The sequence below is a fragment of the Nesterenkonia marinintestina genome, from assembly GCF_025420485.1.
Taxonomy (GTDB): Bacteria; Actinomycetota; Actinomycetes; order Actinomycetales; family Micrococcaceae; genus Nesterenkonia; species Nesterenkonia marinintestina.
This window is the reverse complement of record NZ_JAOEFD010000001.1, coordinates 75,631-99,380: the sequence shown is the minus strand read 5'-3', so window position 1 is coordinate 99,380 and position 23,750 is coordinate 75,631. Positions and strand designations below refer to the sequence as shown.

General features: G+C 70.8%; 17 protein-coding genes and 1 tRNA gene. 14 read left to right on the top strand and 4 right to left on the bottom strand.

Going from position 1 to position 23,750, the window contains the following annotated elements; all coding sequences use genetic code 11:
* Window positions 1-44 precede the first annotated feature (44 nt).
* From gmk to N7E59_RS00375, 5 genes are all read left to right on the top strand, one after another.
* Window positions 45-623 (top strand): guanylate kinase, encoded by a 579-nt coding sequence (gmk, locus tag N7E59_RS00395; protein WP_261622929.1) that lies wholly within the window; start codon window positions 45-47, stop codon window positions 621-623.
* A gap of 99 nt (window positions 624-722) precedes the next feature.
* Entirely contained in the window at window positions 723-986 is a 264-nt protein-coding gene (gene rpoZ / locus N7E59_RS00390; protein WP_261622928.1) for a DNA-directed RNA polymerase subunit omega, read from the top strand.
* 44 nt (window positions 987-1,030) lie between these two features.
* Window positions 1,031-2,290: a bifunctional phosphopantothenoylcysteine decarboxylase/phosphopantothenate--cysteine ligase CoaBC gene (gene coaBC, locus N7E59_RS00385; protein WP_261622927.1), complete on the top strand. Its 1,260-nt coding sequence runs from the start codon at window positions 1,031-1,033 to the stop codon at window positions 2,288-2,290.
* 90 nt (window positions 2,291-2,380) lie between these two features.
* Window positions 2,381-3,601: a methionine adenosyltransferase gene (metK, locus tag N7E59_RS00380; protein WP_261622926.1), complete on the top strand. Its 1,221-nt coding sequence runs from the start codon at window positions 2,381-2,383 to the stop codon at window positions 3,599-3,601.
* Between the two features lie 141 nt (window positions 3,602-3,742).
* Entirely contained in the window at window positions 3,743-5,764 is a 2,022-nt protein-coding gene (locus tag N7E59_RS00375) for a primosomal protein N' family DNA-binding protein (RefSeq protein ID WP_261622925.1), read from the top strand.
* Here the strand turns inward: N7E59_RS00375 and N7E59_RS00370 are convergent.
* Window positions 5,761-6,798, bottom strand: coding sequence for an alpha/beta fold hydrolase (locus N7E59_RS00370; protein ID WP_261622924.1), 1,038 nt, complete (start codon window positions 6,796-6,798; stop codon window positions 5,761-5,763). The two genes, N7E59_RS00375 and N7E59_RS00370, sit on opposite strands and share 4 nt — an antisense overlap.
* A 146-nt stretch (window positions 6,799-6,944) precedes the next feature.
* Here N7E59_RS00370 and leuS point away from each other — a divergent pair, with 146 nt between their 5' ends.
* The 4 genes from leuS (at window position 6,945) to N7E59_RS00350 (ending at window position 14,113) form a co-directional block, all read left to right on the top strand.
* Complete coding sequence (gene leuS, locus N7E59_RS00365) at window positions 6,945-9,473, top strand: leucine--tRNA ligase (RefSeq protein WP_390904987.1); 2,529 nt, start codon at window positions 6,945-6,947, stop codon at window positions 9,471-9,473.
* A gap of 4 nt (window positions 9,474-9,477) precedes the next feature.
* Window positions 9,478-10,536 (top strand): DegV family protein, encoded by a 1,059-nt coding sequence (locus N7E59_RS00360; RefSeq protein WP_261622923.1) that lies wholly within the window; start codon window positions 9,478-9,480, stop codon window positions 10,534-10,536.
* A gap of 104 nt (window positions 10,537-10,640) precedes the next feature.
* Window positions 10,641-11,507 (top strand): ComEA family DNA-binding protein, encoded by an 867-nt coding sequence (locus N7E59_RS00355; RefSeq protein WP_261622922.1) that lies wholly within the window; start codon window positions 10,641-10,643, stop codon window positions 11,505-11,507.
* Window positions 11,504-14,113, top strand: coding sequence for a ComEC/Rec2 family competence protein (locus tag N7E59_RS00350; RefSeq protein ID WP_261622921.1), 2,610 nt, complete (start codon window positions 11,504-11,506; stop codon window positions 14,111-14,113). The genes N7E59_RS00355 and N7E59_RS00350 overlap by 4 nt, the downstream gene beginning before the upstream one ends.
* Window positions 14,114-14,260: 147 nt before the next feature.
* Here N7E59_RS00350 and N7E59_RS11825 read toward each other — a convergent pair whose 3' ends face one another.
* Entirely contained in the window at window positions 14,261-15,037 is a 777-nt protein-coding gene (locus N7E59_RS11825; protein WP_315942968.1) for a transglycosylase family protein, read from the bottom strand.
* 513 nt (window positions 15,038-15,550) lie between these two features.
* On the opposite strand from N7E59_RS11825, the gene phoA reads away from it, so the two are divergent.
* On the top strand, window positions 15,551-17,173 hold the full coding sequence (phoA, locus tag N7E59_RS00335; protein WP_261622920.1) for an alkaline phosphatase: 1,623 nt from the start codon (window positions 15,551-15,553) through the stop codon (window positions 17,171-17,173).
* 73 nt (window positions 17,174-17,246) lie between these two features.
* Here the strand turns inward: phoA and N7E59_RS00330 are convergent.
* Both N7E59_RS00330 and orn read right to left on the bottom strand, forming a co-directional pair.
* Window positions 17,247-17,322, bottom strand: a tRNA-His gene (locus N7E59_RS00330).
* 138 nt (window positions 17,323-17,460) lie between these two features.
* Complete coding sequence (gene orn / locus N7E59_RS00325; protein ID WP_261623274.1) at window positions 17,461-17,991, bottom strand: oligoribonuclease; 531 nt, start codon at window positions 17,989-17,991, stop codon at window positions 17,461-17,463.
* A gap of 131 nt (window positions 17,992-18,122) precedes the next feature.
* Between orn and mptB (N7E59_RS00320) the strand changes: the two genes are divergently transcribed.
* The 4 genes from mptB (N7E59_RS00320) to N7E59_RS00305 are packed head-to-tail and all read left to right on the top strand — an operon-like array spanning window position 18,123 to window position 23,678.
* Window positions 18,123-19,778 carry a polyprenol phosphomannose-dependent alpha 1,6 mannosyltransferase MptB gene (gene mptB / locus N7E59_RS00320; RefSeq protein ID WP_261622919.1) on the top strand — a complete coding sequence of 552 codons (1,656 nt, stop codon included), beginning with the start codon at window positions 18,123-18,125 and terminating at the stop codon, window positions 19,776-19,778.
* Window positions 19,771-21,420, top strand: a complete 1,650-nt coding sequence (gene mptB, locus N7E59_RS00315; RefSeq protein ID WP_261622918.1) for a polyprenol phosphomannose-dependent alpha 1,6 mannosyltransferase MptB — start codon at window positions 19,771-19,773, stop codon at window positions 21,418-21,420. The genes mptB (N7E59_RS00320) and mptB (N7E59_RS00315) overlap by 8 nt, the downstream gene beginning before the upstream one ends.
* Window positions 21,417-22,790 (top strand): glycosyltransferase family 87 protein, encoded by a 1,374-nt coding sequence (locus tag N7E59_RS00310; protein ID WP_261622917.1) that lies wholly within the window; start codon window positions 21,417-21,419, stop codon window positions 22,788-22,790. Before mptB (N7E59_RS00315) ends, N7E59_RS00310 begins: the two co-directional genes overlap by 4 nt.
* A gap of 30 nt (window positions 22,791-22,820) precedes the next feature.
* On the top strand, window positions 22,821-23,678 hold the full coding sequence (locus tag N7E59_RS00305; RefSeq protein WP_261622916.1) for an SOS response-associated peptidase: 858 nt from the start codon (window positions 22,821-22,823) through the stop codon (window positions 23,676-23,678).
* Window positions 23,679-23,750: the final 72 nt, after the last annotated feature.

The window sequence follows — 23,750 nt, the reverse complement described above, 5'->3', positions numbered from 1 at the left end:
TCAGTAGGATGGACCGCGCCCGACGTCTGTGTGCAGGAGGATCGATGAACGAGACCGAGACCCGTGGCCCGCGGGTCACCGTGCTGGCCGGACCCACCTCGGTGGGGAAGTCGACCCTGAGTCGCCACATCCGAGAGCACCACCCCGAGGTGTTCTTCTCCGTCTCGGCGACCACGCGCGATCCCCGCCCGGGGGAGGTCGACGGTGAGGACTACCACTTCATCGATCCGGCCCGCTTCGATCAGCTCGTCGAGGACGGCGCCTTCCTCGAGTGGGCGACCGTCCACGGACGTCATCGGTACGGGACCCTGCGCTCGACGGTGGAACGGGCGGTGGACGCCGGCCGGGCCGTGCTGCTGGAGATCGACCTCCAGGGAGCCCGACAGGTGCGTTCGACGATGCCGCAGGCCCGATTCGTGTTCCTGGCTCCGCCCTCGTGGGACGAACTGGTCGAGCGCCTCATCGGACGCGGCACCGAGTCCGAGGAGGAACAGCACCGACGCCTGGAAACGGCTAGGATGGAACTTGCGGCGGAGTCCGAGTTCGACGTCACCGTGGTGAACGACGAGCTCGAACGCGCCGCCGCAGAACTCGTCACCCTGGTCGGCGCCGACCGCGCCTGAGGGTGCCCCCGGCGCCGCCGACCCTGACTCGCGGCGCCCGACAGACCTGATACGACACCCCGACCGACGACCACATCGTCGAGTGAGGACGGATACTCCGTGACTGAGCAGCTCGAAGGCATCATCGACCCACCCATCGACGAGCTCATGGACAAGAGCGACTCCAAGTACGCCATGGTCCTGTTCGCCGCCAAGCGCGCCCGCCAGATCAACGCCTACTACGCCCAGCTGCACGAGGGCCTCTTCGAGTACGTCGGCCCGCTGGTGGACACCAAGCTCAATGAGAAGCCGCTGTCCATCTCGCTGCGTGAGATCAACGACGGCCTGCTGGTGAACCACCCGGCCGAGAACCCCGCCTCCTGATCGTCGGCGACGACCGGCGGACCGACGGTCCACGGAACGACCAGATGCGCATCGTCCTGGGAGTCAGCGGCGGCATCGCCGCCTATAAGGTCGTCCACCTGCTTCGCCTGCTCCGCGAGGAGGGCCACCAGGTGGACGTCATCCCGACCGAGTCCGCCCTGCGCTTCGTGGGCTCGGCGACCTGGGAAGCCATCAGCGGCCGGCCGGTGACCACGGGCGTGTTCTCCCACGTCGACGAGGTGCGGCACGTCCGACTGGGCCAGCAGGCCGACCTCGTCGTCGTCGCGCCCGCCACCGCCGACCTCCTGGCACGCGCCCGGGCCGGCCGGGCCGACGACCTGCTCACCTCCACGCTGCTGGCCACGGAGGCACCGGTCGTCATGGTCCCGGCCATGCACACCGAGATGTGGCGCCACCCGGCGACCGCGGACAACGTGTCCGTGCTCCGTTCCCGGGGTGTGGACGTCATGGAGCCCGCCGACGGTCGTCTCACAGGCTCGGACTCCGGGCCGGGCCGGCTTCCGGAGCCGATGGACATCCGAGACCGGCTTTCCGGTCACTTCGACCCCGGTGCGGACGACGTCGAATGCGAGGAGCCGCAACCGCTCTCCGGACGCCGCGTGGTCATCACCGCCGGGGGGACTCGAGAGGCCCTGGACCCGGTCCGCTACCTGGGCAACCGCTCCTCGGGTCGGCAGGGCCTCGCGCTGGCCGAAGCGGCCGTGGCCGCCGGTGCCCGGGTACACCTCATCCTCGGAACCGTGGACGTCGAGCCCCCGGCCGAGACGGACGGACTGCGGATCGAGCACATCGAGTCCGCCGCCGAGCTGAAGACGGCCGTGGAGGCCGCCGTCGTCGACGCCGACCTGCTGGTCATGGCCGCAGCCGTGGCCGACTTCCGGCCTGCGAGCATCGGCGAGGCCAAGATCAAGAAGACGGCCGACGGGACGGACCCCGTCATCACGCTGACCCGGAATCCGGACATCCTCGCCGAGGTGGTGGCCGCCCGCGACCGGACGGGCACCGGCCCCACGGTCATCGTCGGCTTCGCCGCCGAGACCGGCGACGCCGACCACGACCCCCTGGACCTGGCGCGCGAGAAGCTCGACCGCAAGGGCTGCGAGCTGCTCGTGCTCAACCGGGTCGGCACCGACCTGGTCTTCGGCCGTGACGAGACCGAGATCCACATCCTCGCCTCTCCTCGAGTCCGTGAGTCCCTGGGGACGGAGACTCCGCAGACCGTGACCGGCTCCAAGTCGGAGGCCGCCCGCGCGGTCGTCGACGCCGCAGCCCGCCTGCTCTGAGCCGGGGGAACCCTGCAGTCATGGGGCGCCGTGTGACGCCGTCATCGGCCTGCCCGGCGGCCCGTCGGGCCGCTGGCGTAGGATGACCCGGTGACCACCTCCAGCGCTCCGCCTCCCGAGTCCTCCGCACTGCGTCTGTTCTCCTCGGAGTCGGTGACCGTCGGACATCCGGACAAGATCTGCGACCAGATCTCCGACGCCGTGCTCGACGCTCTGCTGACCGCCGACCCGGAGTCCCGCGTGGCGGTGGAGACCCTGACGACGACGGGACTGGTCCACGTGGCCGGAGAGGTCACGACCTCCGCCTACGTCGAGATCCCTCAGATCGTGCGGCAGACCCTGCTCGAGATCGGCTACGACTCCTCCGCCAACGGCTTCGACGGGGCCCGGTGCGGCGTCTCGGTGTCCATCGGCCAGCAGTCTCAGGACATCTCCTCCGGCGTCTTCAACTCCCTCGAGGCCCGCGCCGGGGCCACCGACCCCCGCGACGCTCAGGGGGCCGGGGACCAGGGCATCATGTTCGGCTACGCCAGCGATGAGACCGACACCTACATGCCGATGCCCATCGCCCTGGCCCACCGGCTCTCTGCGCGACTGACCGACGCCCGGCAGTCCGGGCTGCTGCAGAACCTGCGTCCCGACGGGAAGACTCAGGTGACGGTGGGCTACGACGGGGACAGTCCGGTGAGTCTGGACACGGTGGTCGTCTCTTCCCAGCACACCAGCGAGACCACGCAGAAGGAGCTGCGGGAGCAGATCTCTGAGCATGTGATCGCCCCGGTGGTCGAGGGCGCCGGACTGGAGGCCTCCGGGCTCTCCGAGATCATCAACCCCTCCGGCCCGTTCGTCATCGGCGGACCGGTCGGCGACGCCGGCCTGACCGGGCGGAAGATCATCGTGGACACCTATGGCGGGTTCGCACGCCACGGCGGAGGGGCCTTCTCCGGGAAGGACCCGTCGAAGGTCGACCGGTCCGCCGCATACGCCCTGCGGTGGGCGGCGAAGAACGTCGTGGCGGCCGGGCTGGCCCGCCGGGCTGAGATCCAGATCGCCTACGCCATCGGGCGGGCGCGTCCTGTCGGCATCTATGTCGAGACCTTCGGCACCGAGACCGTGGCGCCCCAGGAGATCGCCGCCGCAGTGGATGAGATCTTCGACCTGCGTCCCCTGGGCATCATCGAAGAGCTCGACCTGAAGCGTCCCATCTATCGCGTGACCTCCGAGAACGGACACTTCGGCCGCGAGGGCGCGCAGTTCCCCTGGGAGCGCCTCAACCGTGTGGAGGAGCTGCGCTCCCGCTTCGGCGCCTGAGCCGCCGCCGGTGTACGTGCCCCTCACAGGCACACTCCACAGGAATGCTCCACAGGCACGCTCCGGCGAGTCGGGCCGCAGCCGGTCGGCGCGTAGCATCGTAGCCGGAGGACCGGCTGCGACGTGGGGGAGGAGGACCCTGTGGGAGGCGAGCAGGACGCGCGGGACGGCGCGCAGGACGGCGCGCAGGACGACGTCCGGCGGCAGCCGGCCCTCTTGGACGATCTCGCTCCGCCTCCCGAACCCGATCTGCCCGCCGGCACCGCCGACGAGGACCCGATCGCTCAGGTCCTGCTGGAGAGCGCGGTGCCCCATCTGGACCGCGCCTTCGACTACACCGTGCCCACCGAGCTGGACGCCGCCGTGCGTCCCGGATGCCGCGTGCGCGTCCGATTCTCGGGACGCGAGGTGCCCGGATACGTGCTCTCGCGCTCCGGTTCAGCCGTCACCCGGGCCCGTCTCAGCCCGCTGCGGAAGGTCGTCTCCCCGATCTCCGTCGTCTCACCCGAGATACTGGCCCTGGCCGAGCAGGTGGCTGCCCGAGGAGCGGGTGTCACCTCGGACGTGCTGCGCGCCGCCGTACCCACACGGGTCGCCCGGGTGGAGCGTGCGTTCGAGGGTGTCGTGGCCCCGGCACCGGACCTGAGACCTGAGGACCCCCTGTCGCGACAGGCCGCCCTCGCCCTGAAGTCCTACGGGCCGGACGGGTGGGCCCGTCTCGTGGCGGACCGAGTGTCGGGATGCCTCGACGAAGGAGGTGACGCCGTCGTCGTGCTCCCCGACGCCCGCGACGTCGACGTCGCCGAGGCCGCGCTGACCGAACGTCTCGGCGCCGAGGCGGTGGCCAGGCTCAGCGCCGACATGGGCCCCACACCTCGGTACCGGTCCTTCCTGCGGCTGCGCCACGGTCAGGCCGGAGTCGCGGTGGGCACGCGCTCGGCGGTCTTCGCGCCGGTGCCGCGTCCTCGGCTGATCATCGTCCTCGACGACGAGGACCGCAGCCACGAGGAGCCGCGGGCGCCCTACCACCACGTCCGGGAGACGGCGCTGCTCCGGACGGTCTCCTCGGGAGCGGCCCTGATGCTGCTCTCGACGTCGCGCAGCCTGGAGGTGCAGCGACTGGTCGAGCGCGGCTGGCTGGAGGACCTCGCCCCGGACCGTCCCGCGCGACGCGCGGCCGCACCGCGGGTGACCGCGGCGGCAGATTCGCACCAGCAGGCCCATGACGGTGCCGCGGTGCATGCGCGCCTTCCCTCCGCGGCCTACCGGGCCGCACGTCAGGGACTGGAGCGGGGCCCGGTGCTGGTCCAGGTCGGGCGTGCCGGCTTCGTGCCCGCGCTGCTGTGCGATCGATGCCGCAGCCGCCAGCAGTGCCCCGAATGCTCCGGCCCGCTGGCGCTTCCGCCCCATCACGGACAGTCACGGACCGTGCGCTGCCGGTGGTGCGGCCTGCACAGGCGGGACCATCGCTGCACCACCTGCGGCCACACCGCCTTCCGCGCCGCCGGACGAGGGGCCGACAGGACCGCCCAGGAGCTGGGGCGGGCGTTCCCGTCCGTGCCGGTCGTCTCCTCGACCGGAGATCACCCCGTGGTGGACGTATCGGAGCGCCCGGCGCTGGTCGTCAGCACCCCCGGAGTCGAGCCGACGGCGCCGCAGGGCTACGCCGCCGCCCTGCTGCTGGACGGGGACTCCCAGCTGATGCGCGAGGGCCTGGACGTCCCGCGCCGGGTGCTCGCGCGCTGGTTCCGTGCCGCCTCCCTGGTCCGGTCGCAGCAGGACCGGGGAGAGGTGGTGGTCGCGGCCTCGGACGAGGAGCTGACCGGGGCGCTGGTCCGCTGGGACCCGGTGGGCTACGCCCGACGGGAGCTCTGTCGGCGGCTCGAGCTGGGGCTCCCTCCTGCCCGGCGCATGCTCAGCCTCACGGGGGATCCCGGTGACGCGGAGGCCTTCGTCGCCGCGGCTGACCTGCCGGAGCACCTGGCGTGGATCGGTCCCACTCCCACCGACGGGGGAGCGCACCGGTACCTCCTGTTCTTCGGCTACGCCGACGGCGACGCGGTCAGCGAGGAGATGCTCCGGGTGCGGCGGACCTCCAGTGCGCAGCGCGGAGTCCGGGGGGTCCGGCTGCGGGTCGACGACGCCGACGCGCTGCAGGTCTAGGAACTCGGGCGGAGGTCTGTGTCCGTCCTCCGGGAGGCGAGCCTCCGGGCGCCGTCGGCCAGGAAGCGTCGCACCGCCGCCGCGGCGGCCCCCGGGGCCTCGTAGTGGATCAGGTGGCCGACTCCGCGCAGAGTCTCGGTGCGCGCCTGAGGCAGTCGCCCGCGCAGCCGCCCCAGACCGACCGGGGTGGTCATCGGATCCCGGACCCCGGTGATCAGCAGAACGGGGTCGGTGATCCGATCCGCGACCTCGGTGACGGTGTGCCGGCTCGAGGCTCGGTAGGCCTCCAGCACCGTGCGTCGGTCGGCGAATCCTCCGAAGTGCCGCCGATGCTGGTCGCGGATGTAGTCGCAGACCGTCGGATCCCGGGAGGTGATCATCGCCCTGTCGGTGACCGCGAGTGCGAGGCGACTCCGCAGCACCGCGACCCCGGCCCGCTCGGGCAGCGAGGCGGCGAGCCGGTAATAGGCTTCGGTCGCCAGGGCGCCCGGCAGCAGGGGGCCGGCGAAGAGCTCGTCGCTGATCGGTCCGACCAGGACGACGCCGGACCACCGGCGACGGTGCTGAGCGGCATGATGGGCTACGACGACTGAGCCGAAGGAGTGTCCCAGGACCACGTCGCCTGCGTCGAATCCCTCCGCCGCGGCGACCGCCTCGAGCACCTCGGCATAGGCCTCCACGGTGTGGCTCCCGGGCAGCGGGGGTGAGGCTCCGAAGCCCGGCAGGTCCGGGACGACGACGTCGACGTCGTCCAGGTGACCCACCAGCCGGAGCATCCCGTGGTGGTCGCCTCGGAAGCCGTGCACCATGAGCAGTCGGCGTCGACGGGCCCCGCCTCCGGGTAGGCCTCCGGCTTCGGGTCGGCGCGCGGCCGCATAGCGGTGGACCCGGACACGGGTAGGCCCGTCTGCCAGGTCCAGCCGGACCTCGGCCGACCGCTCACGGGTCAGCGCGGCCGCATGGTCCGGGGCCGGCTTCGGGGCCGGGTCCGGCGTCAGGTCCGGGGTCTTCTCAGGACGAGGATCGAGGTGCACGGCCACCAGCGTAGCGGCGCGCGGGGCAGGCCCCGGTCCCATAGACTGGGCGGCGACATCACAGACGTCGGGGACGACGCGGGAGGCCCGCGCAGCGACCCCGTCGAGACATCCCACGACCAAGAGGTGCCCCACAGGTGAGCAGCGTGAGCGAGTCCGAGACCCGGACGGCCCCCGTCGAGCGGACGACGCAGGAGCTTCAGGACCGTCAGTACGACGTGCGGGAGATCGAAGCGCGCTGGCAGGACTTCTGGGAGCAGGACGGCACCTTCGTGGTCGACGAGGGCGGCGACCGCGAACGGCGCTACGTCTGCGACATGTTCCCCTACCCCTCCGGCGACCTGCACATGGGGCACGCGGAGGCCTTCGCCATAGGCGACGTGCCGGCCCGATACTGGCGGCTCCGCGGCTACGACGTCCTGCACCCCATCGGGTGGGACTCCTTCGGACTCCCCGCGGAGAACGCCGCCATCAAGAACGACGCGCATCCGGCCGAATGGACCTACGCGAACATCGACACGCAGGCCGGGTCCTTCAAGCGCTATGCGATCAGCACCGACTGGACCCGTCGCCTGCACACCTCCGATCCGGAGTACTACCGCTGGACCCAGTGGCTGTTCCTCAGCCTCTACGAGCGCGGGCTCGCCTACCGGAAGGACTCTCCGGTCAACTGGTGCCCGAAGGACCAGACGGTGCTGGCCAACGAGCAGGTCGTCGACGGCGCCTGCGAGCGGTGCCACACCCTCGTGGTGAAGAAGTCCCTGAACCAGTGGTACTTCCGGATCACCGACTACGCCGACCGACTCCTCGACGACATGGACGACCTCGCGGACCGCTGGCCCGAGCGGGTGCTGGCCATGCAGCGGAACTGGATCGGCCGGTCCCAGGGCGCTTCGGTGCGCTTCGAGATCGCCCCGGCCGACGGTGGGGCGGAGGTGGACCCGGTGGAGGTGTTCACCACACGTCCCGACACCCTGTACGGCTGCACCTTCATGGTCGTCGCCGCAGACGCTCAGCTGGCCCGTGACCTGGTCACCGAGGAGCGCGCCCCCGAGCTCGAGGAGTATCGCCGCCGGCTCGGCTCGGTCTCCGACATCGAGCGGCAGGCCGCAGATCGTGAGAAGACCGGTGTCTTCCTGGGCCGGTACGCCCTGCACCCGCTCACCGGAGACCGGCTGCCGCTCTGGGCCTCGGACTACGTGCTGGCCGACTACGGGACCGGAGCGGTCATGGCCGTCCCGGCACACGACCAGCGCGACATCGAGTTCGCCCGCGCCATGGACCTGCCGATCCGGACCGTCGTCCGCACCGACGAGGAGGACCCCGCCGTGACGGGGACGGCGACCAGCGGCGACGGCGTGCTGATCGACTCCCCGGCGTGGGAGGGGCTGGGGCGGGACGAGGCCGTGGCCCGCGCCGTGGAGGTGCTGACCGCGCAGGGGACCGGCGAGGCGGCGACGAACTACCGTCTGCGCGACTGGCTGGTCTCCCGCCAGCGGTTCTGGGGCGCACCGATCCCCATCGTCCACTGCGAGGACTGCGGGGAGGTGCCCGTGCCGACGGACCAGCTCCCCGTCACCCTGCCGGACGACCTGCGCGGCGAGCAGCTCGCGCCCAAGGGCCGCAGTCCGCTGGCCGCGGCCGATGCGTGGGGCGCGGTGCCGTGCCCGAGCTGCGGCGCGGCCGCCCAGCGGGACACCGACACCATGGACACCTTCGTCGACTCGTCCTGGTACTACCTGCGGTACCTGTCGCCCGGTGATGAGGATCAGATGTTCGACCCGGAGGCGGCACGCCGGTGGATGCCGGTGGACCAGTACGTCGGCGGCGTCGAGCACGCCATCCTCCACCTGCTGTACTCGCGCTTCATCACCAAGGTGCTCTTCGACATGGAGCTGGTCTCCGTCGAGGAGCCGTTCCGCGCCCTGCTGAACCAGGGGCAGGTGCTCAACGGCGGCCGCGCCATGTCGAAGTCGTTGGGCAACGGGGTCGACCTGGGCGAGCAGCTCGACGCCTACGGTGTGGACGCAGTCCGTCTGACCATGGTGTTCGCCTCCCCGCCGGAGGACGACGTCGACTGGGCCGACGTCTCGCCCTCCGGCGCCTCGAAGTTCCTGGCCCGTGCCTGGCGTCTGGCGCAGGACGTGACCAGTGAGGTCGGCACCGACCCCGCCGACGGGGCGGCCGGTCTGCGGGCGGTCACGCACCGGACGGTGAGCGAGGCCGAGCAGCTGCTCGACGATCAGAAGTTCAACGTGGTGATCGCCCGGACCATGGAGCTGGTCAACGCCGTGCGCAAGGAGATCGACTCCGGCGCCGGAGGAGCCGATCCTGCGGTCCGAGAGGCGGTCGGAGTCGTCGCCCAGCTGCTGAGCCTGGTCGCGCCCTACACCGCCGAGGACATGTGGTGGCTGCTGGGACGGAAGGCCTCGGTGGCGAATTCGGCGTGGCTGACCGTGGACCCGTCCCTGCTGGTCGAGGACACCGTCACCGCGGTGGTCCAGGTGCGCGGAAAGCTGCGCGACCGCCTCGAGGTGCCCGCCGACATCGATGCCGAGGAGCTGGAGCGTCGTGCCTTGGAGCTGCCGAAGATCCGGAAGTACATCGAGGCCGACGGCGGCGTGCGCAAGGTGATCGTGCGCGAGCCGAAGCTGGTCAACGTCGTCACCGGCTGAGCCGATGGACAGCGCCGCACACAGCCGACAGGACCCCGAATCCGATCAGGGCTCAGCCGCCGCGCATCGTCGACGGTGGGCCGAGGAGACGGTGGCCGCGCTCACCCCCCGCCGGGGGGAGGCCCTCGGACTGTCGACCGGGCCCCGACGCCGCCGCGGCCGCGTCGCCGTGGTCACCGACACGTCCTGCGGGCTGCCCGTGGAGCTGCTCGGACCCCTGGCCGGACAGCTGACGGTGGTGCCGCTGCCGCTGATGATCGGCGGACAGATCCACTCCGGCGACGGTGAGGAGCTCCCGAGGGAACTGGCGCTGGCGGTCGCCTCCGGCACGTCGGTGACCACCTCCCGCCCCTCGCCCGGAGTGTTCTCCGCGGTCTATTCGGACCTCCGTGATCGGGGGGTGGACGGCATCGTGTCGGTCCACCTGGCGGGGCCGCTCTCCGGCACGGTGGAGTCCGCGCAGATGGCGGCGGCCGAGGCGGGAATCCCGGTCGAGGTGGTGGATTCGCAGCAGGCGGGCCTCGCCCTGGGGCAGGCCGCGCTGGACGCCGCGGCGGGCAGCAGACTGGGTCTGGACGTGCACGGCTGCGCCGACCTGGCACGTCGCAGCGCATCCGCCGCCTCGAGCCTGTTCGCGGTCCCGAACCTGGAGCAGCTGCGCCGAGGAGGTCGGATCAGCGCCCTGGCGGGCTTCGCCGGTTCGCTGCTGCAGGTGCGACCGCTGCTCTCGCTGCAGGACGGCGAGATCGTCGCCGTCGAACGTCCCCGCACCATGGCCCGGGCGGCCGAGGCGCTGCACCGTCGGGTCGAGGAGGCGGCAGCCGGGCTGCGTGCGCCCAGCATCGGTGTCCACGTGTTCGGCAATGAGTCCGAGGGGGTCGACCTGGCCCGGCGTCTGAGGCCGCTGTCGAATCGCACGGTCCCTGTCCTCGAAGTGCCGGCCGTGCTCGGCGCGCATCTCGGACTCGGCGTCCTGGCGGTCTCGGTGAGCCCGAGCCTGGGGCCGGAGCGGAAGACGGATCCGCAGGCCGACCAGTGGTCAGAGGCCTCGTCCACCGACTGAGGTTCCTCCACAGGCGCGGCAGAGGGGGAGATGCACCGGCTCGGGCTCCACAGGCCCGTCGCAGAGGTCAGAGGGTCGGAGAGCCCCGCGCCTAGCCTGTGGCCATGGAGGATCGGTGGGCGACGGGCGGCGCGGACCGCGACCACCCCCTCGAGGACCTCTGGACCCAGGACCCCGTACTCTCTCGGGCCGAGCACCGGCGTCTCCGACGCGAACGTGAGCATACGGCTCCCGCCCGGGCCCGACTGCGTGCCGCTGCGGTCCTCGCCGTCGTGGTGGTGCTCGCCGTCTGGCTGCTGGTCTCTCGGATCGGCACGGGCTCCGCTCCGTCCGAGGAGTTCTCGGAGACCGCCTCGGTGGAGGGCGGAGCGGACGAGGCGCGCGACGACTCAGAGGACGCCGGCGGTGTCCGTCCGTCCGAGACGCCTCCGTCGGAGGAGTCGACCGACGAGGGGCCGGAACCGTCTGAGGGTGAGCCGGCGGGCGAGCCGGAACAGGAGTCGGCGCTGGTGGTCCATGTGGCCGGTGCCGTGGAGAGCCCGGGGATCGTGGAGCTGCAGCCCGAGGCCCGCGTGCATGAGGCGATCGAGGCCGCCGGCGGTGTGACCTCAGAGGCCGCACCGGAGGGTCTGAACCTCGCCGCTCCGGCCGAGGACGGATCGCTGATCCATGTCCCCACCTCGGAGGAGCTCGACGAGGGGGTCGGTCCGCCCTCCGCGGACGGTGGGGGCGAACAGGACGGTGGGTCCGGTCCCGATGCGGGTCCTGAGACCGCCGAGTCTGCGGTCGACGTCAACACCGCGGACTCGGAGACGCTGCAGAACCTGCCCGGTGTGGGCCCCGCCATGGCGGAGCGGATCATCGACCATCGGGAGTCTGAGGGACCGTTCGCCGCTCTGGAGGACCTCGCCGCCGTCAGCGGGATCGGTCCCGCACGGCTTCAGGAGCTCGACGGTCGGGTGACGTGGTGAGCCGAGCCTCCCCGCCGCTGGACCTGAGGCTTCTCCCCACCGCCGTGTGCGCCTGGGGAGCGTCGCTGCTGGTGGTGAGGGTCTCCGGGCCGACGGGCATCACGCTCGGAGTCGCGGCAGGAATGCTTGCGCTGGTGATCGGCGGGGTGCTCGCGGTGGGCGCGCTGCTGCGGACGGGGCGCTTCGGCGGCCGTTTCGGGGGTGTGCTGCTGCATGCGGGCCTCTGCGCGGCGGCGGTCTCGGCGGCGTCCCTGCAGGCCGGTGCTGAGCTGTCCGGACGGGACGAGACGGGCTGGACCCGTGCGGTCGAGTCGGACCGGCCTGTGGAGGTGCAGGTCCGTGTGACCTCGGACCCGGTGGTGGCCCAACGGCGGGGGTTCGACGGACAGCCGCGGCTGATCGCCGAGGCCGAGGTGCTCCGCGCCGCGCTGCCGGACCCTGCCGCCGCGCACCGGGGCCGAAGCATGGTCGACGACCTCTCGGTGGATGTGGTCCTGATCATGGAGGTGCCGGTCGAGGAGGTCGCCGTCACCGGTGAGGGGCCCGACGCCGAAGACATCGGGGAGGTGCTCCGGGCAGGGCACCGGTATGAGGGGCTGGTCCGCGCCACTCCGTCGGAGGCCGGGGAGCGGGCCGCCGCGCTGCTGTTCCCCTTCGGCGACGAGCCTCTCACCCGGACCCCGTCCGACGACTGGACGGACTTCACCGAAGTCTTCAACGGAATGCGCACGGCCACGGCGGAGGCCTCTTCCGCCGCCGTGGGCGACGGACCGACGCTGCTTCCGGGGCTGATCCTGGGCGACAGGTCTCTGCAGAGCCCTGAGCTGGGTGAGGCGATGCGTCTCTCCGGTCTGAGTCATCTCACCGCAGTCAGCGGAGCGAACTGTGCGCTCGTGCTCGGAGCCCTGCTCGGACTGCTGCGGCTGATGCGGGCCCCGCGGTGGACGTCGGTCCCGGTCTCGCTGCTGGGACTGGGGCTGTTCGTCATGCTCGTCCAACCTGAGCCCAGCGTCATCCGCGCCGCCGTGATGGGATCCATCGGAGCGATGGCGCTGTTCGCCGGACGTGGTCGTGCCTCGTTCTCCCTGCTCTGCGTCTGCGTGGTGCTGCTGCTGGTGGTCGATCCGTGGTTCGCCGTCGAACCGGAGTTTCAGCTGAGCGTGGCCTCCACTGCGGGCATCGTGGTGATCGGCACGCCGATCCGTCGGCTCCTGGAACGGCGGATGCCGAGCCTCGTCGCTGCGCCGCTGGCGCTGGCCTTCTCGGCGCAGCTGTTCGTCACGCCGGTGCTGCTGCCCCTGTCCGAAGGGGTCAACACCTACGCGGTGCCGGCGAACATGCTCGCCGCCCCGCTGGTGCCGCTCATCACGGTGCCGGGGACGTTCGCCGCCGTGATCTCCACCACCGCCCCGTGGCTGGCCACGGCGGTGCTCTGGTGCTCCGGACTCGCGGCGGCGGGAATCGGAGCGGTCGGGCGTGCGACCTCGCAGCTGCCGCAGGCGCTGGCCCCCTGGCCCGAGGGCGGCGCGGGCGTGGGGCTCGTCGTGCTCTATGTGGGCGCCTGTCTGGTGATCGCCCATCATCTGGTCGGGCGCAGCGTTCCCCGTGAGGCCGCTGACGCGGTCGAGGCCTCCGCGGCGCCGACTCCGAGGCCGCACTGGGCGGCGGTCCGCATCGTGGTGGTCGCCGCGGCCGCCGGCGCGGTGCTGGCCCTGGTCGTCCCGAGCACCGGGCTCATCGGAGGCACGTCGGGACACCAGTGGCGCATCGCCCTGTGCGACGTGGGCCAGGCCGACATGCTGGTGGTGCGCACCGGGGAGCGATCGGGCATCGTGATAGACGCAGGTCAGGACCCGCACCTCGCCCATGACTGCCTGCGGAGCCTCGGGGTGCGGAGCGTGGAGACGCTGATGCTGACCCATGAGCATCAGGACCACGTCGGCGGCGTGTCCGGGGTGCTGCGGGGACGAGAGGTGGATGAGGTGCTGCACGCCGGCTCCGCCGAATGGGACCCGGCCGAGGAGCTCGATCTCGGTGATGAGGCCGACGGATCCTCGGACCTCCGGATACGACGGGCCGCGGTCGGCGACTCGGACAGGCTCACGGCCGCAGGGGGTGAGCAGGGCGAGCGGGGGGTGGCCTGGCGCGTGTGGCGGGCCGACGCCCACCATCCCGACCCCAACGACAACTCCCTGGTGGTGCTGTTCGAGCTCTGGGAGGGCACCCCTGCGGGCGACGGAGACGCGGAGGCCGCAGGCGTCGCCGTCGGCGGTGAGGCCGATCCGCTGCGGATGCTCGTCACCGGGGACCTCGAGGAGGAGCAGACCCGTGCCGCCCTGTCCGCCGGTCGGATGCCCCATCATGTGGACGTGCTCTCGGTCGCCCACCACGGCGCGGCCAACGGGGGGACGGAGCTGCTGGCCGCGGTGCGCCCGGACGTCGCCCTGATCGGTGTGGGTGAGGACAACATGTACGGGCATCCGGCCCCGGAGATCACGGACAAGCTCGACGCCGTCGGAGCTGCCGTCTATCGCACCGATCGGCACGGCACCGTGGTGCTCAGCATCGACGATCAGGGTCTGCGGGCAGAGGCCCCGGCACGGTGAGCCCACGGTCGGGAGGATATGACTGAGCGGCATGAGACGACCGAGCGGGATGAGACGACTGAGGGCCCGCCCACCGGATGACGGTGGGCGGGCCCTCAGGATGCGGCGCGTACGGCGACCGGAGTCAGCCGCTCAGCTCGGCTCGGATCAGCGAACCGGCAGCTGGAGCTCCTCGCCGGCGAAGATGAGGTTCGCGTCCTCGATCTGCGGGTTGACTGCTAGGAGCTGCTCGAGGGTCACACCGTGGGCGTCGGCGATCTCCTTCAGGGTGTCGCCGGCCTGGATGACGTAGACCTCGCCGCTGGCCTCAGCCGACGGCTCGGAAGTGGCCTCCTGCTGCGGAGCCGGGGCCTGCTCCTGGGGAGCGGAGTCCTGCTGCGGGGCCTCCTGCTCCTGCTGCTGCGGAGCCGGGGCCTGCTCCTGGGGAGCGGACTCCTGCTGCGGGGCCTCCTGCTCCTGCGGAGCCGGGGCCTGCTCCTGGGGAGCGGACTCCTCCTGCTGCGGGGCCTCCTGCTCCTGCTGCTGGCTCTCCTGCTGCGAGGCACCGGTGTTGGAGCCCTCGGAGGTGGCGCCGGCGCTCGGGCTCTGGCCGTGCAGGCCGAGCTGAGCGGAGCAGGACGGCCAGGCGCCCCAGCCCTGCATGGAGTGGAGGTTCTGGGCGACGCGGATCTGCTCACCCTTGGAGGCGTTGGCCGGGCTGCCGGAACCGCCGGCGGCGTTCCAGGACTGCTGCGAGAACTGCAGTCCGCCGTAGTAGCCGTTGCCGGTGTTGATCGACCAGTTGCCGTCGGACTCGCACTCGGCCAGGCGGTCCCACACGTTGGCCGAAGCGGCCGGGGCGGTGGCGGCGACGCCGACGCCGGCGAGGGTGGCTGCGGCCAGGCCGCCGCCGACGATACGCTTCACGGTGTTCTTAGTCTGCATAGCAGTCACTCCGAAGTCCCTTTCACTCGAGTCCTCCCGGACCGTCGTCATGGCACCGTCTGCGCTTCTTCACGTAGGAATTGCAGGTGGTCTCAACAGAGTCGAGGTCGTAGACGGTGCAGGGATGATCCTCGACTCCTGAGCTCCCGCGATCTCGGACTGAGATGGCTGACCCGAAGGTCACGCCGACATCACGGAAGACGTCCGCGTACTAGTAAAAGGTCTCGAATCGGTTGCGTCAACCATCTCAGAGCAGCGTGTCGAAGCTCACTTCCGCATGATTCCGGGGTTCTTCCCTTGTTATCGGCCTGTTACACGCGTTCCTGTGAACAACATGTGAGTTACGAACCACGGGTGTTCGGACCAAGACCGGTTCTCCGAACCGTGACGTCCCGGACACCGGCGCGTCATCTCCGCTTCGCTCTGCGTCCCTAGCGTCGGCACCGGAGGCGACCGCATCGACACAGCATCGACACCACAGCGACACCGCAGGACACACCGGAGGGACACATCATGACAGCACACCACTCGCACTCGGAGACCATCGGCCGGACGGAGGCATCGGGTGCCGCCGCGGCTCTCGACGACGGCGGCCTCGAGGTGAGGCCGCGTCGGGTGCCGCGACTCATGGCCGTCACTGCGCTCGGCGCGGTGTTGGCTCTGACGGCCTGCGGGGAGGGGACGGCCCAGGCCGCCGACGGTTCCGACGAGGACCAGGACGAGCAGGGCGAAGACCAGGACGAGCAGGAGGAGGGCGGCGGATCCGGCGGACGCCACGACGACCGCAGCGCGGTGGGGGACACCTCCGTGCACGGCGGTGCCCAGCGGATCACCGAGGACCAGACGGACGAGATCCGTGAGGCCGTCCAGGATGCCGGCGCGAAGAACGTGATCCTGCTGATCGGCGACGGGATGGCCGACTCCGAACTGACCATCGCCCGGAACTATGAGCACGGGGCCGGAGGGTTCCTCCCCGGGCTCGACAGCCTCCCCATGACGGGGCAGTACACCACCTACGCCCTCGATGAGGAGACCGGTGACACCGACTACGTCATCGACTCGGCGGCCTCCGCCACAGCCTGGTCGACGGGGACCAAGACGTACAACGGAGCGCTCGGCGTCGACGTCGACGGCGAGTCCCAGGAGACCATCCTGGAGATGGCCCAAGAGGCCGGGCTGCGCACCGGCAACGTCAGCACCGCTGAGATCCAGGACGCCACTCCGGCGGCATTGGTCTCCCACATCAGTCAGCGGGGCTGCTACGGCCCCGAGGAGACTGCGGATGAGTGCCCGGAGGCGCTCCTGGAGGACGGCGGAGCGGGTTCGATCACCGAGCAGTACCTCGAGGCGCGTGCGGATGTGACCCTCGGCGGCGGGGCTGAGACCTTCGAACAGGAGGCTGTCGCCGGTGACTGGGAGGGCATGACCCTGATGGACCAGGCCGAGGACCGCGGGTACCAGGTCGTGACCGACGCCGAGGAGCTCGGCGCGGTCGAGTCCGCAGACGACGATGCTCCGCTGCTGGGTCTCTTCTCTGACGGGAACATGCCCGTCCGCTGGGAGGGTCCGCTGGCCACGGAGGGTGGAGCCGACGAGGGTGCGAAGGAGTGCACCGAGAACGAGGAGCGGACAGAGGACATCCCGGACCTGGCGACCATGACCGACAAGGCCATCGAGCTCCTGGACGATGATGAGGGCTTCTTCCTGCAGGTCGAGGGTGCCTCGATCGACAAGGAGAACCACGCGCACAACCCGTGCGGTCAGATCGGGGAGACCATCGACCTCGATGAGGCCACCGAGGTCGCCATGGACTTCGCCGAGGAGGACGGTGAGACCCTCGTCGTGGTGACCGCGGACCATGCCCACACCAGCCAGATCACCTACACCGGTGAGGACACCCCGGGCCTGACCCGCACGCTCACGACCAATGAGGGCGCGGAGATGACGGTGTCCTACGGCACCGCCGAGGAGGACGAGTCCCAGATGCACACCGGGGCTCAGCTGCGCATCGCCGCCTACGGGCCCGGAGCGGCCAACGTGGTGGGACTGACGGATCAGACCGATCTGTTCTTCACCATGGCCGAGGCCCTGGACTTCGACGTCGACCGCGAGTCGGCCGTCGACGAAGACTCCTGAGCCTCCGCTGAGGCCCCGTACCCTCAGACGCGTCGGGCCCGGAATCCTGAACAGGATTCCGGGCCCGACTGCGTGGGGTGAGCGACGGGGTTTGAACCCGCGACCCTCGCGACCACAACGCGATGCTCTACCAACTGAGCTACGCCCACCATAGGGGGCTGATCGCCGACGTCCTCACGGAGGAGTTCCGGCGAACAACCCGGTCAATACTACACGTAATCACCGGCGGATGAGACATCGGACCCCGTCCGCACCGGTTGTGATCTGCATCCCCCGGTGGGTGCTGCTCAGTCCGACCGCAGCAGAGCGCGGCGGTAGTGGCGCAGCTCGGCGATCGAGTCCCGGATGTCGCCCATGGCTCGGTGGTTCCCCGTCTTCCTGGGGGCGCCCTCCAGAGCCTCGGGACGCCACCGGCGGGCCAGCTCCTTCAGCGTGGACACGTCGATGAGACGGTAGTGCAGGTGTCCGGTCAGCTTCGGCATGTCCCGGCGCAGGAACGCACGGTCCGCGTGCACCGAGTTGCCCGCCAGGGGAGCCGACCCGGCCTCGGGCACCCACGCACGGACGTACTCCAGCACCCGGTCCTCGGCGTCGGCCATCTCGGTCCCCGAGTCCAGCTCCTCCAGCAGGCCCGATGATCGGTGCATCCTCTCGACGAATGAGCTCATGGACTCCAGGGCTCCCTGCGGGGGTCTGATGACGACGTCGACGCCCTCGCCGAGGATGTTCAGCTCGGCGTCGGTCACCAGGACGGCGACCTCGATCAGGGCGTCCGAATCCGGGTCGAGCCCGGTCATCTCGCAGTCGATCCACACCATCCGGCCGCTCCAGTCCCCGCCGGGGGTTCTCCGGCTCGGCGCGGGGTCGGCGGCGGGGTCGGCGGCGGGGGACTCTTCGGGGTTCTGCGTCGCATCTGTGCTCACAGGCCCGATGATATCTTTCTGTCTTGATGACCGACGTGGCCGGCTCCGGCGATCTCCGCACGCCCGACCCCGGCGACGGCGGGTCCCGGTCGGGCCGGGACACCGCCCCCGCGGACGAGGGCCGCCGTCGCAGAGAGTCCCTCGGGCCCCTCCTGGAGGGTGTGCTCGGTTCCCTGCTCGTCCTCTTCGGCTCCCTGGGCGTCGGATGGTTGGTCAACACCTCCCGACTCGCCCGCCACGAACTCGTCATCCCGCTGCGCACCGAACCGGCCGGCGTCGTCGTGTGCACCGTCGCCCTGACCCTGGGCTGCTGGATCATGTTCCGCGCCTGGCTGCGGCTCGGTCGGACCTTGGGCGAGTTCGGGGGCTCCTCGCTGCGCACGGTCAATATCGCCGTCGTCCTGTGGTCGCTGCCCCAGCTCGTCGTGGTCCCGATCTTCTCCCGCGACGTCTTCGCCTACCTGGGACAGGGACGTCTGGTGCTCGCCGGAGAGGACCCGTACACCACCGGTGTGTCGCATCTGGCGAACTGGTTCCAGCTCGGCACCGACATCACCTGGGCGGAGGACGAGACGCCCTACGGCCCTCTGTTCCTCTGGGTGGAGGCCGCGGTGATGCGGCTCACCGGTGAGGACGTGGACCTGGCGATCCTGCTCTTCCGGCTGGTCTGTGTGGCCGGTGTGGTGCTCATGATGGTGTACATCCCCAAGCTCGCGCGGCTGCACGGGGTGGATCCGGCCCGGGCCCAATGGATCGCGGCGGCGAACCCGCTGCTGATCATCAGCTTCATCTCCTCGGCGCACAACGACGCCCTGATGATCGGCTTCGCACTCGCCGGGGTGTACTGGGCGGCGCGGGGCAGGGGCGTCGTCGCGACGCTGCTCATCGTGCTCTCCATCGGCGTCAAGCCGATCACCATGGTGCTCCTGCCGTTCATCGGACTGCTGTGGGCCGGGCCCGGTGCGAGCTGGCGCCGACGCTTCGGCCGCTGGGCGATGACCGCCGGACTGGCCGGGGGAGTGCTCGCCGTGATCGGTCTGGTGCAGGGCTATGGATTCGGATGGGTCACCGTGCTCGCCGGCACCGGGACGGGAAGCGTCTTCTGGTCTCCGTTGGGCATCATGGACGGCTTCATGATCACCGTGCTCGACGCCGTCGGCATCCCGCACTTCTGGACGCTGGACACCCTGAAGAACATCGCCCGGGTGCTCTCGGTCCTCATCGTGCTTGCCCTGATGTTCCGCGGCCCCGACCGCTTCGTGGTCCAACGCATGATGTGGGCGTTCACGGCCCTGGTGGTCCTCTCGCCGATCATCCAGCCCTGGTACCTGCTCTGGCTGCTGCCGCTGTTCGCGGTCACCGGCATCAGGCGGGGAGACTGGCAGCTGACCTGGGTGGCGTTCACCGTGGCCTTCTTCCTGGCCTTCGGCGCGGCCGATCAGCTCTCCATCTGGCAGTTCCTCGAGATGGACCAGCAGATGATCGTGCTCTCCCAGGTGGTCTCCTGGGCGTGCATCGTCTGGCTGGCGGTGCTGGACCCCGGCACTCGGTGGGTGGTCCTGGAGAATCTGGGGCTCCGACGGGTGCATGCCCGATGGCGGGCCGCACGGCGGGCCGCCGATCCTCCTCGACGCCGGCGACGCCGCTCCGAGCCCCCGACCGCTGAGGACTCCGATGCGTGACGACGTTCTGAGCCGCGCGGTCTCCGGGCTGCGCGACGGCCTGGGCAGGTTTCCCGGCACCTCCTGGCTGATCGGCGGGGCGGAGGCGGAAGCCTCCCACACGCTCCGTCAGGGGATGCTCGCCTCGCTGCTGATCATGCTGGGCTCCTGGGGCGTGGGGTGGGTGGCCGCCACGCCCGGTTCGGTGCTGGTCGTCAACCCGTGGCTGCTGCCGCTGCGCACCACCACAGCGGGCGTGGTGACCTGCATCGTGCTCCTGGCGCTCGGGGCCATGCTGCTGGTCCGCTCCTGGATGCGGATCTCGCAGCGCGTCGGCGGCTGGGGGCCGCAGGCCGTGCCTGTGATGCGTCGTGCCCTGCTGATGTGGGGCGCTCCGCTGCTGCTGACGGTCCCCATCTTCTCCCGCGACGTGTACTCCTACATCGCCCAGGGCCGTGCCCTGCACGCGGGACTGAATCCGTACGAGACGGGGATCTCGGAGCTTCCGGGGTGGTTCGCCGAGGGTGCCGACGGGCTGTGGGCCGAATCGCCCTCCCCCTACGGGCCGCTCTTCCTGGCGATGGCCCGGCTCATCTGGTTCGTCTCCGGAGACGTGCCGGAGGCCGCCGTCCTGATGTTCCGGCTGCTCAGCATCGTCGGCATCGTGCTGATGGTCCTGAGTCTGCCCCGACTGGCGGCGGCCTTCGGCTCGGAGGCGTCCTGGGCGCTGTGGCTGTGTCTGCTGAATCCGCTCAGCCTGCTGGTCTTCGTCGCCGCAGGACACAACGATGCGCTGATGATCGGTCTGATGACCGCGGGCTGCGCGGCGATGCTGGATCGACGCCGACTCCTCGGTGCGGCTCTGCTGATCGCCGCCGTCGCAGTGAAGCCGATCGCGGTGATCGTGGTGCCCTTCGCCGTGCTGCTGCCGCTGGCCGACACGTCCTCGCGGCGGGTCCGCATGCGGCATTGGCTGGGCATCGGACTGGTCGGTGCGGCGGTCCTCGGTCTGCTCGGACTCATCCTGAGGGTCGGATTCGGATGGATCCCCGCGGCGCTCGGAGCAGGCTCGGCGGCGCTGCCGGCGGCTCCGATCGGCCTGCTGGGACTGGGCGTCGGAGAGGTGGTCTCCGCGCTGGGCGGGGCGTCGCCCGACGTCGGGGCGGGGTACTTCTTCGCCGCGGTCCGGCTGTTCTCCGGCCTGGTGCTGGTCTGGCTGCTCCTGCGTCCGCGGATGGGCAACCCGGTGCTCTGGGCCGGGTACGCGATGACGGTGGTGGTGCTGCTCTCCTCGGTGCTCCAGCCCTGGTACCTGCTCTGGATCCTGCCTCTGTTCGCCGTGGTGCACGTCTACCGCGGGCGGATCCTGGTGCTGATGACCCTGGTCATCACGATGCTGGTGCTGATCGTCCTGATCATGCAGGCCTCGGTGGCACAGTGGATCGACTCCGCCGCGGTGCAGCTGATCGGCGGGGGAGTGGGCGTCGCGTATCTGGTCTACCTGCTGCTCATCGACCCCAACACCGCCGATCTGTTCGACATGCGTCGGCCGTCCCAGCGGTGGAATCGCGCCGAGGGCTGGGTCGGCCTGCGAGAATCGAGACCGCCCGCCGTCTCCTGGCGGGCGACGGACCGCGCCGACGACGAGGGGACGCACCGGTGACCAGTACGCCCACCGAGGATCCGACCTCCCCGCCCGGGGCGACGACTCCGACCGGGCCCTCGGGCCGGATGCTCACCCTGCTGATGGCGGTCACGGTGCTGGCCGCACTGGCCGCCGTCGCCTCGGTCCAGTGGTGCCGGGCCAACGGGTGGAGCGACCCCGGCCAGCACATCCACATGTGCTACTCGGACTTCTCCCTGCTGTTCACCGAACGCGGTCTGGCCGACGGACGCTTCCCGTTCGTGGACTCGGTGCCCGAGGACCAGATCATGGAGTACCCGGTCCTCATCGCCGTGGTCGCGGGCCTGACCTCGATGCTGGTGCCGGGCACGGGTCACGGCCCCGAGCGGACGCTGATGTTCTTCGACATCAACATGCTGCTGGTGATCGCGTGCTGGTTCGCCGTCGTCGTCATCACAGCCCTCTCGGCCGGACGTCGTCGCCGCGATGCGCTGATGGTGGCCCTGGCTCCGGGGATCATCCTCACCATCAGCGTGAACTGGGACATGTGGGCGGTGTTCCTCGGCGGGTTCGCGCTGCTGCTGTGGGGCCGCTCCCGTCCGGTGTGGGCCGGGGTGCTCATCGGTCTGGGCACGGCCATGAAGCTCTACCCGCTGTTCTTCCTCGGCGCGATCCTGGTGCTGTGCGTGCGCACCGGCAGGATCCGATCCGCCGCGGCCGTGGCCGCAGCCGCGACGGTGACCTGGCTGGTGGTCAACGTTCCGTTCATGCTCACGGCCTTCGAGCAGTGGTCGCTCTTCTACGTGTTCTCCTCCGAGCGCGAGGTCAGCTTCTCCTCCATGTGGCTGGCGTTCCAGTGGACCGGACTGGACGGCTCGGACTTCTCCACGCTGCAGAACGGCCTGTTCCTGCTGTGCTGCCTGGGGATCGCCTGGCTCGGCTGGGCCGCGCCCACCCGTCCGCGCACCGCGCAGCTGTGCTTCCTCATCGTCGCCTCGTTCATCCTGCTGGGGAAGGTCTACTCCCCGCAGTTCGTCATGTGGCTCATCCCGCTCCTGGTGCTCGCCAGACCTCGGGTGACGGCGTTCGTCGTCTGGCAGGCCGCGGAAGTCCTCCACTGGGCCTCGGTGTGGCTGATGAGCGCGAAGATCACCTCCGGCGGGGAGTTCGGCGCCGGTCATCCGGGGGTGGAGATCTTCTACGGCACCGGGATCGTGCTCCACATGGCCACGCTGATCTGGCTGATGGTCCTGGTGGTCCGGGAGATCCTCCGGCCCGAGCTCGACGTCGTCCGTGCCGAAGGTCACCATCCTGCCTACGACCCCCTGGCGGGGATCACCTCGGGGCGCGATGATCGATTCGTGGTGCCGGGACTCGGGTCTCGGCGGTCGATGACGCTGCGGTGGTGACGACGCCGCGCCGGTGAGGAGGCGAGACCCATGTGCGGACGCTATGTGATGGCCCTGCGGGCCGGTGATCTGGGCGACGTGCTCGATGCCGAGGTCCCTGAGCCCGAGAGGCTGCGGCTCTCGTACAACATCGCCCCCACCTCGACCGTGCCGATCCTGGTGGAGCGGTACGAGGAGCCCGAGGGTGCGGCACCGACCGACGGCGCCGCCACGACCCTGCGGCGCGAGGTCCACCCGGCCCGCTGGGGGCTGCTCCCGCACTGGGCGAAGGACGCCTCATTCTCCTCGAAGACGTTCAATGCGCGCTCTGAGACTGCGGCGGAGAAGCCGAGCTTCCGGGCCGCGGTGCGACGTCGCCGCTGCGCGGTCCCGGCCCAGGGGTACTACGAATGGCGGGCCGCCCGGGACCCTCATACCGGACGCACCGTGCGTCAGCCGTTCCACATCGCTCCGGCCGACGGGTCGCTGATCCTCTTCGCCGGACTCTACGAGTGGTGGCAGGACCCGCAGCTGCTCGCCTCCGGGGACCCGGCCCCGTGGGTGCTCTCCACCACGATCCTCACCGGCGCCGCCCCCGTCGTCGGTGACGACTGTGCGGGCGAGGGCGGCGGTCGGGAGCACGGGGACGCGGACGGTGGGGACGAGGTGCTCCGCGCGCTCGCAGACATCCACGATCGGCTCCCACTGGCCCTGGCCCCCAGGACCCTGGAGTCCTGGCTGGACCCGGAGCCGTGGTCGGCCGATCAGGCGGAGGCGGCGGTCGCCGGGCTGCGTGGGACGGCCTTGGAATGCGCCCGCGGGTGGGGCCTGCATGAGGTCGACCGTGCGGTCGGCGACGTGCGGAACGACTCGCCCGAGCTGATCGAGCCGCCGTCCCGGCTGCTCTGAGCACGGCGGCCCAGCACGGAGGATGCGGGTCGCGGGCGCGGGTCGGGGCCGCGGGTAGACTCTGCCTCGGCA